The organism is Streptomyces sp. F001 (genome assembly GCF_004187715.1).
In the GTDB taxonomy this organism is placed as follows: Bacteria; Actinomycetota; Actinomycetes; order Streptomycetales; family Streptomycetaceae; genus Streptomyces; species Streptomyces flavusporus.
Genome location: NZ_QZWF01000023.1, coordinates 57,882 through 71,137, shown reverse-complemented (window position 1 = coordinate 71,137; position 13,256 = coordinate 57,882). Strand labels below are relative to the sequence as shown.

Here is a 13,256-nt window from a genome sequence, read left to right as displayed (position 1 = left end):
CGAGGATGCCGTACGGCCGACTGCCCGTCACCGTCCTGTCCGGTTTCCTCGGAGCGGGCAAGACCACGCTGCTCAACCACGTCCTCGCCAGTCGCGAAGGGCTGCGCGTCGCCGTGATCGTCAACGACATGAGCGAGATCAACATCGATGCCACGCTGGTGCGCGGCGGCGAGGCCGCGCTGTCGCGCACCGAGGAGCGGCTGGTCGAGATGACCAACGGGTGCATCTGCTGCACCCTGCGCGACGACCTCCTGGAGGAGGTCGACCGGCTGGCCCGTGAGGGCCGCTTCGACCACCTGCTGATCGAGTCGTCCGGCATCTCCGAGCCGATGCCGGTGGCCGCCACCTTCGCGTTCGCCCGCGACGACGGCGCCACCCTCGGCGATCTGGCCCGCCTGGACACCATGGTCACCGTCGTCGACGCAGCGAACTTCCTGGCAGAGCTGGCGAGCGGCGACGAGCTCGTCGAACGCGGCCTGGACCAGTACGAGGACGACGAGCGCACCGTCAGCGACCTGCTGATGGACCAGGTCGAGTTCGCCGACGTCATCGTGCTCAACAAGCTCGACCTGGTGGACGCCGCCACCGCCGACCGGCTGCGGGCGACCCTCGCACGCCTCAACCCGGCCGCCCGCGTCGTCCCCGCCACCCACGGCCGGATCGACCTCCAACAGGTCCTGGACACCGGCCTGTTCGACCTGGAGCGCGCCCAGCAGGCGCCGGGCTGGGTCCGGGAGCTCAACGGGGACCATGTTCCGGAGACGGAGGAGTACGGCATCTCCTCGACCGTGTTCCGCTCCGAACTGCCTTTCCATCCCGGGCGGTTGTGGACCTTCGTGACCCAGGAGCTGGACGGCGGCGACCACGGGCGGATTCTGCGCTCCAAGGGCTTCTTCACCCTGGCGAGCCGCCCGCAGGTGACGGGCCTGTGGTCGCAGGCCGGTTCCGTCGCCCGCTTCGAGCCGTCCGCCGCACGCGACGAGGAGGCCCCGTACGCTCAGGAACTGGTCTTCATCGGTACGGAGCTGAAGGCCGGCGCCCTGCACACCGCACTGGCCGAGTGCCTGATGCACGACGGCGAGGAACCGCCGTCCGACGACCCGTTCCCCGCCTGGGACACCTACGGCCTCGACGACACCTGCGACCACGAGCACTCCCCCGCCATGGCGGGGACCTGAGACCCCGGGTCGGGCGGTGGACGCAGCCACGGCACCGCCCGACCCGGTACGGACACCGAAACGGGAGACTGCCATGACAGAGCACGGTGTACGTCTGGGCACGGTTCAGGAGACCCTGCTCATCCCGCTGTACGGACGCGCGGTGGAAAGCCGCAAGAAGGGCGCCGCACTGCGCGACGCCCGGGCCGAGGAGATCGTGGCCTCGATCGACTACGACTTCGCCCGCTTCGACAACGGACCGAGCCTCATCGGCACGGTCCTGCGCACCAGCCTGTTCGACCGGTGGGTGGCCGACTTCCTGACCGAACACCCGGACGGCACGGTCGTCGAGATCGGCACGGGCCTCAACACCCGGTACGAGCGCGTCGGCACCGGCCGCGCCCGCTGGTTCGACCTCGACCTGCCCGACGCGATCGACCTGCGCCGGACGTTCTTCACCGACACTGCCCGCCGCACGATGATCGCCGCGTCGGTGACGGACGAGGCATGGGCCGACTCCGTCGCCGCACAGTCGGACGGCCCCTTCTTCCTCGCCGCCGAAGCGGTACTGCCCTACCTGCCCGAGGCGGAGGTGCGTAAGGTCCTCAACCTGCTCGCCGAGCGCTTCCCCGGTGCGCTGCTCGCCCTGGACACCGCCGGTCCCGGGATCATCACCACCCAGGACCAGCACGACGCGCTCAGCAAGGTCGACGCCAAGATGCAGTGGTCGTGCGCGGATCCGGCCGAACTCACCGACTGGCGACCGGGGACCCGACTGCTCGCCTCCCACACGCTCACCAGCCTCCCCACCACGATGTACGACGAACTGCCGGCGGCGTATCAGGAGATGCTCAGCGGCCTCAAGGCCCAGCGGCTGCCGCAGGTGGAGGAGTACCGGATCAACCTGCTCCGACTCCCCTGACCGAGTGACCACACGGCGCCCGACTCGCCTATTTCGCAGGCCAGTTGGGTGCCTGCCGATTTGACACCCCACCCTGACCTCTCCACCCTATGGAGACGACATCCATTTCCAATAGGAGCGGTTAGCGATGCGTGTGGCGTTCGTCGGCAAGGGCGGCAGTGGCAAGACCACTCTGTCCGCCCTCTTCTCCCGCCGGCTGGCACGTTCGGGGGCGCCCGTGGTCGCCGTCGACGGCGACATCAACCAGCACTTGGCGTACGCCCTCGGCCTCGACGAGGAGGAGATGTTCGCCGCCCCGCCGCTCAGCGCCCACACCGGCGAGATCAAGGACTACCTGCGCGGCACCAACCCGCGGATCGTCTCCCGCGACGCCATGGTCAAGACGACCCCGGCGGGACGCGGCTCACGGCTGCTGCGGCTGCTGGGCGACGACGAGATCCACGCCCGGCACGTGCAGCGGGTGGGCGAGGTCCCGGTGATGGTGACCGGCGCCTTCGACGAGAGGGATCTCGGCGTCGCCTGCTACCACTCCAAGCTCGGCGCGGTCGAGCTCTACCTCAACCACCTGGTGGACGGCCGCGGCGAGTACGTCGTCGTCGACATGACGGCCGGCGCCGACGCCTTCGCCTCCGGTCTGTTCACCCGCTTCGACATGACGTTCCTGGTGGTGGAGCCGACCCGCAAGAGCGTCTCCGTCTACCGCCAGTACCGCGACCACGCCGCCGAGTTCGGCATTCCGATCGGCGTGGTCGGCAACAAGGTCACCGGCGAGGACGACCTCGACTTCCTCCGGCTGCACATCGGCGACGACCTGGTCGCCCACTGCGAGCAGTCCGCCTGGGTCCGAGCCCAGGAGCAGGGCCGCGGGCACGGCGAGCTGGAGCCGCACAACGCCCGTGCGCTGGACCGGCTGCGCGCCGCGGTGGACGCCCGCCCCAAGGACTGGGCGACCTTCCAACGGCACGCCGTCGAGTTCCACCTGCGCAACGCCGCCGCCTGGGCCAACGACGCCACCGGCCACGACCTCACCGCCCAGGTCGACCCCGACTTCCGGCACGGCCCCGCGGCGCTCGCGGCCTTTGCCTGACCGGCCGCGCCGCACGCACACAAGGGTGCCGACGGCCGCCTCCACGGCGGCCGTCGGCACCCTTGGTCGTCGCTCAGGCGGCCAGCGCGGCGGGCTCGTCCGCCGCGGCGAGCAGGTCGATGAGCGCGGTGCGGGCCCGGTTGACCCGGGACCGGACCGTCCCGACCGGGCAGTCGGTCAACTCGGCGACCTCCGCGTACGGCAGCCCGAGCAGCTGGGTGAGGACGAACGCCTCCCGGCGCTCCTCCGGCAGCGCCGCGAGCAGGTCGAGCAGGGCGATGCCGTCGTCGAAGCCCGGCAGATCGCGCGGCTGGGCCAGCTCCACGGCCAGCCGCCAGTCCGGTACGTCACTCAGACGCGGCCGGGCGGAGGCGTACCGGTAGCTGTCGATCACCGCACGGCGGGCGATGGACAGCAGCCAGGCACGCGCGGAGGAGCGGCCCTCGAATCGGTGCAGGCTGCCGAGCGCCCGCAGAAACGTGTCCTGCGCCAGGTCGTCGACGGCCTGGGGGTCGGCGCACAGATGGGCGACGTAGCGCAGGACGTCGCGGTGCAGGGCACGGACGAAGTGGTCGACGGCGTCCGGGTCGCCGCCGCGGGCGGCAAGCGCCCAGGCGGTAATCGACTCGTCGGCGGTCTCGGTCCCGTGGTCCTCGGTTCGCGCGCGGAACGTCTCGCGTCGTTTCTCGTACGAGGCGGGCAGGGCAGGAGTGATCACCTGGTGTCCTTCTCGGTCATCCGGGAGCCCGGCCGGCGGCGCGCACAGGCACGCTGCGGCGGGATCCGGCGAGTGGGGATTCAGGCCGTACGGGACCCTGCGGGGCGTCCTGATGCCCGCGCGGGCGTACGACCGTGGCCCGAGGCGCCTCGGGGCCGCCTCGGGAAGCCGGCTGTCGTCAGACGACAGCAGTCCCCAGGGGCGGACCCCGCAAGGTGATCGCGTGGACGAGGAGGAGTCGGCGCGGTGACCGTGCCGAACTGCGCCGCCGCGGCCGTGGGCGCGGGGCCTGCGGCGGGGCGGGCACGGCGAGCGGCAGCCGCAGCGGCGCCGCCAGCCATCCGGCCACGGCGCGCAGAATACGGAAGGCGGCACGCTCGCCGTGGGCGAGCCACAGGCCGGACAGCAGTGCGGCCAGCAGGTGGGCGGCGATCATCCCTGACGAGGACGAGCCGCCCATGGCGTGGCCCGCGGTATGGCCCAGGTCCATAGCGTCCATCGAGTGCATGGGCATCGAGCCCATGTGCATCGAGGACATGTGCGCGGCGGACATGTCGTGGCCCACGGCACCCGTGTCCGAGGGCACGGTGTGCTGTCCCCCGGTCGCCGACTGCGCGAGGGAGAACGCCGAGTGCAGCGCCGTCTGGGCGGTGGCCACGACGGCCACGATCAGCGGCAGCCCGCGTTCCCGGCCCGCCAGACACCACCCCCCGCCGGCGGTCACGGCGGCGCCGCCGGCCAGCGCCCACCAGGGCACATGACTGCCGGACATCAGTACGTGGCCCAGGGCGGCGAGCAGCACACAGACGGCCGCGAACACCGCGGCCCGAACCGTGCGAGAACACCACCCAGCAGTCATGACGGCCTCATCCTTGCATCCGGCGTCCCGGTGTCACCCGTAGGTACGGAAATCGGCGGGGTCCGCCACTCAATCCGAGCCATGTGATACGAGCCACATGCACATGCCGGACGTGCCACAACAAATGGGAAAGGCAAGGAGGTTACCCACTCCTTGCCACTCTCAACATATAGCGCACGGGGGGCCTTGCGGCAAGACCCGGGTCGTGCCGCAGAATCTCCGGCCGAGGGCCAGAAACCGCGGAAATCAGGGATTCGCGAAGCGTGTATTCCCTTGTCCGTCCGGACGGCGCGGAGCAGCTGGCCGACAGCCTTGTCGAATGGGGGGTTTCATGTTTGACGTGATCGTTGCCGGCGGCGGACCGACCGGCTTGATGCTGGCCGGCGAGTTGCGGCTGCACGGCGTGCACGCGGTCGTGCTGGAGAAGGAGGCGGAGCCGACCCGGTATGTCCGCGCGCTCGGCCTGCACGTGCGCAGCATCGAGGTGATGGACCAGCGCGGTCTGCTGGAGCGGTTCCTCGCGCACGGCAAGCAGTACCCGCTCGGCGGTTTCTTCGCCGCCATCGCCAAGCCCTCGCCCGACCGGCTGGACACCGCGCACGGCTACGTTCTCGGCATCCCGCAGCCCACCACCGACCGCCTGCTGGCCGAGCGCGCCACCGAGCTCGGCGCCGAGATCCGGCGCGGCTGCGAAGTGGTCGGGCTGAGCCAGGACGACCACGGGGTGACCGTCGAGCTGGCCAATGGGGGCGTAGCCGGCGGGGGAGGCACGCGGCTGCGCTCGCGCTACCTGGTCGGCTGCGACGGCGGCCGCAGCACGGTGCGCAAGCTGCTCGGCGTCGGTTTCCCCGGCGAGCCCTCCACGGTCGAGACGCTGCTGGGCGAGATGGAGGTGGCCGTACCGGCGGAGGAACTGGCCGCCGCGGTGACCGAGGTCAACAAGACCCAGAAGCGGTTCGGCGCCACGCCCTTCGGAGAGGACGGGGTGTACCGCGTCGTCGTACCCGCCGAGGGGCTGGCCGAGGACCGTACGATCCCGCCGACCCTCGACGAGTTCAAGCAACAGCTGCGGGCGGTCGCCGGCACCGACTTCGGCGTGCACTCACCGCGCTGGCTGTCCCGCTTCGGCAACGCCACCCGGCAGGCCGAGCGCTACCGGGTCGGCCGGGTGCTGCTGGCCGGCGACGCGGCGCACATCCACCCGCCGACCGGCGGACAGGGGCTCAACCTCGGTATCCAGGACGCGTTCAACCTCGGCTGGAAACTGGCCGCCGAGGTGAACGGCTGGGCACCGGAGGGGCTGTTGGACAGCTACCACACCGAACGGCACCCGGTGGCCGCCGACGTGCTGGACAACACCCGCGCACAGATGGAGCTGATGTCCACCGAGCCGGGCCCCCAGGCGGTGCGCCGACTGGTGTCGGAGCTCATGGACTTCGAGGAGGTGAACCGGTACCTGATCGAGAAGATCACTGCGATGGGGGTCCGCTACGACTTCGGCGAGGGGCATGACCTGCTCGGCCGGCGGATGCGGGACGTGGAGCTGAAGCGGGGGCGACTCTACGAGCTGATGCACGGCGGCCGCGGGCTGCTGCTGGACCAGACCGGTCGACTCTCGGTGGCGGGCTGGGCAGACCGGGTCGACCACGTCGTCGACATCAGCGAGGAACTGGACGTGCCCGCGGTGCTGCTGCGGCCGGACGGCCACGTGGCGTGGGTCGGTGAGGACCAGCAGGATCTGCTCGGCCGACTGCCCGAGTGGTTCGGCGCTGCCGCCGGCTGAGCGCACAGGTGTGGCTCGAAAGGACGGGAGGGGGTACGCCCTCAGCCCCAACTGGGTCGTCGTACCCGTTCGGACAGGGCTGACGGGGCTACCGTAAGGCTGCATTATGCCCTGATCCGAGAAGTACATCCCCTTTAGAGGTGTTCCGTCGTGAGCCTGAGCATCCGCAATCAACTGCCCGGCACCGTCACCGCCGTCACCACCGGCGAGGCCATGGCGACTGTGACCGTCCGCCTCGACGGAGGTCAGGACATCACCGCGGCGATCACCCGGGAGGCGGTGCGCGACCTCGGTCTCGCCGAGGGGTCCGCCGTGCGCGCCCTCGTCAAGTCCACGGAGGTCGCCCTCGCCACCGGCAGTGTGGACGGCCTGTCCATCCGCAACAGGCTGCGCGGTACCGTGCGGGAGATCACGACGGGCGGCGCCATGGCCTCCGTCCGGATCGCGACGGAAGGCGGGGAGCTGACCTCCGCGATCACCAAGGAAGCGGTGGCCGAACTCGGCCTGGAACCGGACTCCTCCGTCGTCGCGTTGATCAAGGCGACGGAGGTCTCACTCGCGGTCGACTGATCCGAACTGCGGCCGGGGCGGCGGAGGAACGCGCACGACACGCCACAAAATTAGAACCATTCGTTTTCTTGAACCGTTCGTGTTCTTGAGGGTAGGTTCGGCGGCATGACCGCATCCCGGCCCCCAACCACCGCTGAGGAGTTGCGCGGTGCCGGCCTGCGGGTGACGGCCGCCCGTGTCGCGCTGCTCGAGACCGTCCGGGCCGGTGACCACCTCGGCGTCGAGGCGATCGCCTCCGGCGTGCGCGACCGCGTCGGCCATGTCTCCCTCCAAGCCGTGTACGAGGCCCTCCACGCCCTCACTGCGGCGGGACTTCTGCGCCGCATCGAACCGGCCGGCAGTCCGGCCCGGTTCGAGGGGCGCGTCGGGGACAACCACCACCACGTCATCTGCCGGTCGTGCGGTGCCGTCGCCGATGTCGACTGCGCGCGCGGCGATGCCCCCTGTCTGACCGCGTCCGACGACCACGGCTTCTCGATCGACGAGGCCGAGGTCATCTACTGGGGCGTGTGCCCCGGCTGTTCCACCCGCCGCAGTACCTGAGCACCGTGATCCACCACGTCCGGAAGGATTTCCATGGCTGAGAACCCCGATGCAATCGTCACCGACCCCAAGGCGGAGACCACAGGCGGCTGCCCGGTCGCACACGGGCGCGCCGCGCACCCGACTCAGGGCGGCGGCAACCGCCAGTGGTGGCCGGAGCGCCTCAACCTGAAGATCCTCGCCAAGAACCCCGCCGTGGCCAACCCGCTCGGCGAGGAGTTCGACTACGCCGAGGCGTTCAAGGCCCTCGACCTCGCGGCCGTGAAACGGGACATCGCCGAGGTGCTGACCACCTCGCAGGACTGGTGGCCCGCCGACTTCGGCAACTACGGCCCGCTGATGATCCGTATGGCCTGGCACAGCGCGGGCACCTACCGGACCAGCGACGGCCGCGGTGGCGCCGGCGCCGGACAGCAGCGCTTCGCCCCGCTCAACAGCTGGCCGGACAACGGCAACCTCGACAAGGCGCGCCGTCTGCTGTGGCCGGTCAAGAAGAAGTACGGCCAGAGCATCTCCTGGGCCGACCTGATGATCCTCACCGGCAACGTCGCCCTGGAGCAGATGGGCTTCAAGACCTTCGGCTTCGGCGGTGGCCGCGAGGACGTCTGGGAGCCGGAGGAGGACGTGTACTGGGGTCCCGAGACCACCTGGCTCGACGACAAGCGCTACACCGGCGACCGGGAGCTGGAGAACCCGCTCGGCGCGGTCCAGATGGGCCTGATCTACGTCAACCCGGAGGGCCCGAACGGCAACCCGGACCCGATCGCCGCGGCCCGCGACATCCGTGAGACGTTCGGCCGGATGGCGATGAACGACGAGGAGACCGTCGCCCTGATCGCCGGTGGCCACACCTTCGGCAAGACCCACGGCGCCGGCCCTGCGGACCACGTCGGCAACGACCCCGAGGCCGCCTCCATGGAGGAGCAGGGCCTGGGCTGGAAGAGCACCCACGGCACCGGCAAGGGCGCGGACGCCATCACCTCTGGTCTGGAGGTCACCTGGACCACCACGCCGACCCAGTGGAGCAACGGGTTCTTCAAGAACCTCTTCGAGTACGAGTACGAGCTCACCCAGAGCCCTGCCGGCGCCCACCAGTGGGTGGCCAAGGACGCCCCGGAGATCGTCCCCGACGCGCACGACCCGTCGAAGAAGCACCGCCCGATGATGCTCACCACCGACCTGTCGCTGCGCTTCGACCCGATCTACGAGCCGATCTCCCGCCGGTTCTACGAGAACCCGGAGGAATTCGCGGACGCCTTCGCCCGCGCCTGGTACAAGCTGACCCATCGCGACATGGGCCCGAAGTCGCTGTACCTCGGCCCGGAGGTCCCGGAGGAGACCCTGCTGTGGCAGGACCCGCTGCCCGAGGCGGAGGGCGAGGTCGTCGACGCCGAGGACATCCCGGTGCTCAAGGCCAAGATCCTCGACTCGGACCTCTCGGTCTCCGAGCTGGTGTCCACCGCCTGGGCGTCGGCCTCCACCTTCCGCGGCAGCGACAAGCGCGGCGGCGCCAACGGCGCCCGCATCCGCCTCGAGCCGCAGCGCGGCTGGGAGGTCAACGAGCCCGACCAGCTGGCGACGGTGCTGCGCACGCTGGAGGGCATCCAGCGGGACTTCAACTCCGGCGCCAAGAAGGTGTCCCTGGCCGATCTGATCGTGCTCGCCGGTGGCGCCGCGATCGAGAAGGCCGCCAAGGACGGCGGCTTCGACATCGAGGTCCCCTTCACGCCGGGCCGCGTGGACGCCTCGCAGGAGCAGACGGACGTAGAATCGTTCGCCGCGCTCGAGCCGACCGCCGACGGGTTCCGCAACTACCTCGGCAAGGGCAACCGGCTGCCCGCCGAGTACCTGCTCCTGGACCGGGCGAACCTGCTGACCCTGAGCGCCCCCGAGATGACGGCCCTCGTCGGTGGCCTGCGCGTCCTGGGCGCGAACCACCAGCAGTCGCCGCTCGGCGTCTTCACCGACACGCCCGGCGCTCTGACCAACGACTTCTTCGTCAACCTGCTCGACCTGGGTACGACGTGGAAGGCTACGTCCGAGGACCAGACCACGTTCGAGGGCCGCGACGCGGCCACGGGCGAGGTCAAGTGGGCCGGCACCCGCGCCGACCTGGTCTTCGGCTCGAACTCCGAGCTGCGCGCCCTGGCGGAGGTCTACGCCAGCGATGACGCGAAGGAGAAGTTCGTGAACGACTTCGTCGCGGCGTGGAACAAGGTCATGGACCTGGACCGGTTCGACCTCGTCTGATCATTCCGATCATTCCGACCACGACGTCCGGGCCGGTCCGCAGGGGCCGGCCCGGACGTCCGGTCTCCCGGGTTCAACTCGTGCTCGGGGTGAGCACCACGAAGTCCGCGCTCGACGGGTCGAGACAGACGGCCAGCCGGCCGACACCCTCCGCGTCCTCCGGCCCCATCTGCACGCTGCCGCCGTTCTCGGTGACCGCGGCGACCGCGGCGTCGCAGTCGGCGACGGCGAAGACGGGGTGCCAGTACGGCCTCCCGTTCGCCGGCGCAAGGTTCTCCTTCGGGAGCTCCATGACACCGCCGTGCATACGCTCCTCGGGAAGCCCGGCGGGAGTGATGAGGGAGTACGTACCCCCGCCGCCCGGCAGCTCCATGTCACTGAACTGCCAGCCGAAGACACCGCCGTAGAACTCCTTCGCAGCCGCGGCGTCGCTCGTGTACAGCTCGGTCCACGACAGCGAGCCCGGCTGGTCCACCAGCTCGACGCCCTTGTTCGTCCCCGGCTGCCAGACGGCGAACTGGCCCCCCAGCGGATCGCTGTACTGCGCCATCCGGCCCCACTCGTCGAGGTCCATCGGCGCCACCCGCACCGTGCCGCCCGCACGCTCCACGGCCTGGGTCGTGGCGTCCGCGTCGGTGACGCAGTAGTAGATCATCCAGGCCGAGCGGGCACCCTCCTCGGTCAGCTTGCCGAGCCCGGCGACGATCTTGCCGTCCTTCCGGAACATCCCGCCTTCCATGTCCTCCCCCTCCCCCATGGACTCGTACTCCCAGCCGAGCACCGCGCCGTAGAAGGCCGCGGTGGCCCGCACGTCGGGGGCACCGAGGTCGAGCCAACAGGGGGAGCCGGGGACGAAGTCAGTGGTGATCACGGCGATTCCCTTTCGCAGATCCTGTGTGACCTCAGCGTGGCACCCGGCACTGACAATCACCCGGCGACCGGCCGGTGCCGGGCGCACACTGGAAGCGGAAGGCCATCCGTCATGATCCGCACATGGAGGTGGGCCGTGAGCACCCTCGAAGAACATGTCGACGTCGGAGTCCCGGTCGACAAGGCCTGGGAGAGCCTGCACCGGGTGGAGAATTATCCACGCTTCGTGGAGGGAGTACGCGCCGCCCGCACGGACGCGGGAGGCCGAGCGCATCTGGACGTCGAGGCCGGCGGACGGGCCCGGGAGTTCGACGCCGAGGTCTCCGACCACGGCGACGAACGCGTGATGGAGTGGCACACCGCGGGCGCCCCCGAGCTGGCGGGCTCCTTCTCGCTGCAGCCCATCGACCAGAACCACACCCGGGTCCAGGCACGGCTCGAGTACGACCCCGGCACGATCAGGGAGACCTTCGGCGGGCCGAAGGGATTCGCCCAGGCGAATGCGATCGAGCGGCTCGTCCGCAGCGATCTGGAGCACTTCAAGGAGTACGTGGAACAAGAACGGTGAGCGGGGTGGCGCCGCATGCCGTACGTCGCCGTGAGCGCGCTGAGCCATCCCGGGCTGCTGCGTGACCGGAACGAGGATAGCCTCGTCATCGGCCCGTGGACGCTGTGCGCCACCGTGACCGAGAGTCCGCAGACCCTGGTCTTCCCGCTCGGGACGCCCCTCGTCGTCGCCGTCGCCGACGGCCTCGGCGGGCATCCCGGCGGCGAGGTGGCCAGCGCCCTGGTGGCCCGCCGGATCGCGTCGATCGGTCCCGCCCTGAGCAGCGAGGACGCCGTATGCAGCGCCCTGCACGCCTGCAACCGCGCCGTTTTCGAGGCGGCCGGCGGCGACGTGGAAAGCGAGCTGGCGACCATGGGGACGACGGTGGCCGGAGTCGTCGTACAACGCGACTCGCTGCTGGCGTTCAACGTCGGTGACAGCCGGGTCTACGCGGCCTCGCACGGCAGGCTGCGCCAGGTGAGCATCGACGACAGCCCACCGCTCGAACCCGGGCAGCGCACCACGTCCGTGGTCACCCAGTGCCTGGGCGGCAGCCCCGTCCACCGCGCCGTCGTCCCCCATGTGACGACCGAGTCCCTGTCACCCGGCGATCGCTACCTCATCTGCACAGACGGTCTGACCGACCCGCTGACGACGGACGTCCTCGACGAGGTGCTGCGGAAGCACGACGACGGACGTGCGGCCTTCGAGCTGTGGAAGGCCGCCATCGAGGCGGGCGGCCCCGACAACATCACGCTGGCGGTGGTACGCGTCGGCGACGAGTAGAGCTGCTGACCGCCGATCACGAGCGCGTACCGCTTGCCCCGCTGCCTCGCCAGGAAGGCCGACGTATTCTTCGCCCGTGGCTGACACCGAGCTGATGCGGCTTCCCGGCATGCCGCTGCACGATCCGTTCATCGTCGCCGACGAGAAGACCCGCACCTACCACCTCTACACATCCAACGACCCCTCGGTATCGGGCGTGGACGGCACCGGCACGATGGTCTACCGCAGCCACGACCTGCGCGACTGGATGCGCCCTGTGGTGGTGTTCCTGACCGTCGAACAGAAGGGAATCTGGGCGACCGACGGTGGTTGGGCGCCGGAGGTGCACGAATGGGGCGGCAGGTACTACCTGTTCACCACCCTGCACAGCCAGAGCAAGCCGCTTCCGGTACCACCACCCGGCCAATGGGGCACCCCCTTCCAGCTCGCGAACCACATGCGCGGCACGATCATCGCCGTTTCCGACTCACTGCTGGGGCCCTTCACCGTCATCGACCCGTCACGCCCCACCCCGCCCGAACACCTCATGACCCTCGACGGCACGCTCTACGTCGACCCGTCCGGGCAGCCCTGGATGGTGTACGCACACGAGTGGCTGCAGACCATCGACGGAACGATGGAGGCGATCCGACTCGCCCCGGACCTGTCGAGAACCGTCGGAGACCCGGTCTTCCTGTTCAAGGCGTCGGACGCGTTCTGGCTCAGCGAGCAGATCCCCGGCGGCGTACCGCATCAGCTCCCGCCCTATGTCACCGACGGCCCGCAGCTGTACCGCACCCCTGACGGCTCCCTGATCATGCTGTGGTCCACGTACGAAAAGAACATGACGGGCCAGGACGGCACCATCGGCGGCGGCTATGTGCAGACCTATGCCGTCTCGAAGTCCGGCAATCTTGCAGGGCCTTGGCAGCAGCACCGGCCGTTCGTCCGCGACGACAGCGGTCACGGCATGCTGTTCCACACCTTCGACGGCCGGCTGATGATGGTCCTCCACCGCCCCTTCGACAACGCCCGCGGGAAGCTGTACGAGATGCAGCTCCTCGGCCACGAGCTACGGATCCTCCGCAGACGTGCCGACCTCGATGGTGGCGGATGACGACGAGTCCAGCAGGACCACGGCTGAGTCCGACCGCCATTGAGCGACGGTGGCTCTGCCGACCGGAG

Annotated in this window: 13 protein-coding genes; 10 read left to right on the top strand and 3 right to left on the bottom strand. The window is 70.0% G+C overall.

Going from position 1 to position 13,256, the window contains the following annotated elements; translation table 11 throughout:
- The first annotated feature begins 5 nt into the window (after positions 1–5).
- The 3 genes from StrepF001_RS38160 to StrepF001_RS38150 all read left to right on the top strand — a co-directional run bounded on the left by StrepF001_RS38160 (position 6) and on the right by StrepF001_RS38150 (position 3,166).
- Positions 6–1,178: a GTP-binding protein gene (locus tag StrepF001_RS38160; protein ID WP_129802757.1), complete on the top strand. Its 1,173-nt coding sequence runs from the start codon at positions 6–8 to the stop codon at positions 1,176–1,178.
- Between the two features lie 73 nt (positions 1,179–1,251).
- Positions 1,252–2,079 carry a class I SAM-dependent methyltransferase gene (locus StrepF001_RS38155; protein ID WP_129802756.1) on the top strand — a complete coding sequence of 276 codons (828 nt, stop codon included), beginning with the start codon at positions 1,252–1,254 and terminating at the stop codon, positions 2,077–2,079.
- Between the two features lie 127 nt (positions 2,080–2,206).
- Positions 2,207–3,166 carry an ATP-binding protein gene (locus StrepF001_RS38150; RefSeq protein WP_129802755.1) on the top strand — a complete coding sequence of 320 codons (960 nt, stop codon included), beginning with the start codon at positions 2,207–2,209 and terminating at the stop codon, positions 3,164–3,166.
- 73 nt (positions 3,167–3,239) lie between these two features.
- On the opposite strand, the gene StrepF001_RS38145 is transcribed toward StrepF001_RS38150, so the two are convergent.
- Together StrepF001_RS38145 and StrepF001_RS38140 are read right to left on the bottom strand one after the other, a co-directional pair.
- Positions 3,240–3,884, bottom strand: coding sequence for a sigma-70 family RNA polymerase sigma factor (locus StrepF001_RS38145; RefSeq protein ID WP_240797847.1), 645 nt, complete (start codon positions 3,882–3,884; stop codon positions 3,240–3,242).
- Positions 3,885–4,062: 178 nt separating this feature from the next.
- Positions 4,063–4,743: a hypothetical protein gene (locus tag StrepF001_RS38140; protein ID WP_129802754.1), complete on the bottom strand. Its 681-nt coding sequence runs from the start codon at positions 4,741–4,743 to the stop codon at positions 4,063–4,065.
- A 331-nt stretch (positions 4,744–5,074) separates the two neighbouring features.
- Here StrepF001_RS38140 and rox point away from each other — a divergent pair, with 331 nt between their 5' ends.
- The 4 genes from rox (at position 5,075) to katG (ending at position 9,889) form a co-directional block, all read left to right on the top strand.
- Positions 5,075–6,526 (top strand): rifampin monooxygenase, encoded by a 1,452-nt coding sequence (rox, locus tag StrepF001_RS38135; RefSeq protein WP_129802753.1) that lies wholly within the window; start codon positions 5,075–5,077, stop codon positions 6,524–6,526.
- 150 nt (positions 6,527–6,676) lie between these two features.
- Positions 6,677–7,096: a TOBE domain-containing protein gene (locus StrepF001_RS38130; protein ID WP_129802752.1), complete on the top strand. Its 420-nt coding sequence runs from the start codon at positions 6,677–6,679 to the stop codon at positions 7,094–7,096.
- Positions 7,097–7,201: 105 nt separating this feature from the next.
- The gene (locus tag StrepF001_RS38125; RefSeq protein ID WP_129802751.1) at positions 7,202–7,639 is read left to right on the top strand and encodes a Fur family transcriptional regulator; all 438 of its coding nucleotides are present in this window, start codon (positions 7,202–7,204) and stop codon (positions 7,637–7,639) included.
- Between the two features lie 33 nt (positions 7,640–7,672).
- The gene (gene katG / locus StrepF001_RS38120; RefSeq protein WP_129802750.1) at positions 7,673–9,889 is read left to right on the top strand and encodes a catalase/peroxidase HPI; all 2,217 of its coding nucleotides are present in this window, start codon (positions 7,673–7,675) and stop codon (positions 9,887–9,889) included.
- Between the two features lie 73 nt (positions 9,890–9,962).
- On the opposite strand, the gene StrepF001_RS38115 is transcribed toward katG, so the two are convergent.
- A complete protein-coding gene (locus tag StrepF001_RS38115; RefSeq protein ID WP_129802749.1) occupies positions 9,963–10,760 on the bottom strand; it encodes a VOC family protein in 798 nt (265 codons plus the stop codon).
- Positions 10,761–10,895: 135 nt separating this feature from the next.
- On the opposite strand from StrepF001_RS38115, the gene StrepF001_RS38110 reads away from it, so the two are divergent.
- From StrepF001_RS38110 to StrepF001_RS38100, 3 genes are all read left to right on the top strand, one after another.
- Positions 10,896–11,327, top strand: coding sequence for an SRPBCC family protein (locus StrepF001_RS38110; RefSeq protein ID WP_129802748.1), 432 nt, complete (start codon positions 10,896–10,898; stop codon positions 11,325–11,327).
- 15 nt (positions 11,328–11,342) lie between these two features.
- Positions 11,343–12,092: a PP2C family serine/threonine-protein phosphatase gene (locus StrepF001_RS38105; protein WP_129802747.1), complete on the top strand. Its 750-nt coding sequence runs from the start codon at positions 11,343–11,345 to the stop codon at positions 12,090–12,092.
- Between the two features lie 94 nt (positions 12,093–12,186).
- On the top strand, positions 12,187–13,188 hold the full coding sequence (locus tag StrepF001_RS38100) for a glycoside hydrolase family 43 protein (RefSeq protein WP_129802777.1): 1,002 nt from the start codon (positions 12,187–12,189) through the stop codon (positions 13,186–13,188).
- Positions 13,189–13,256 lie beyond the last annotated feature (68 nt).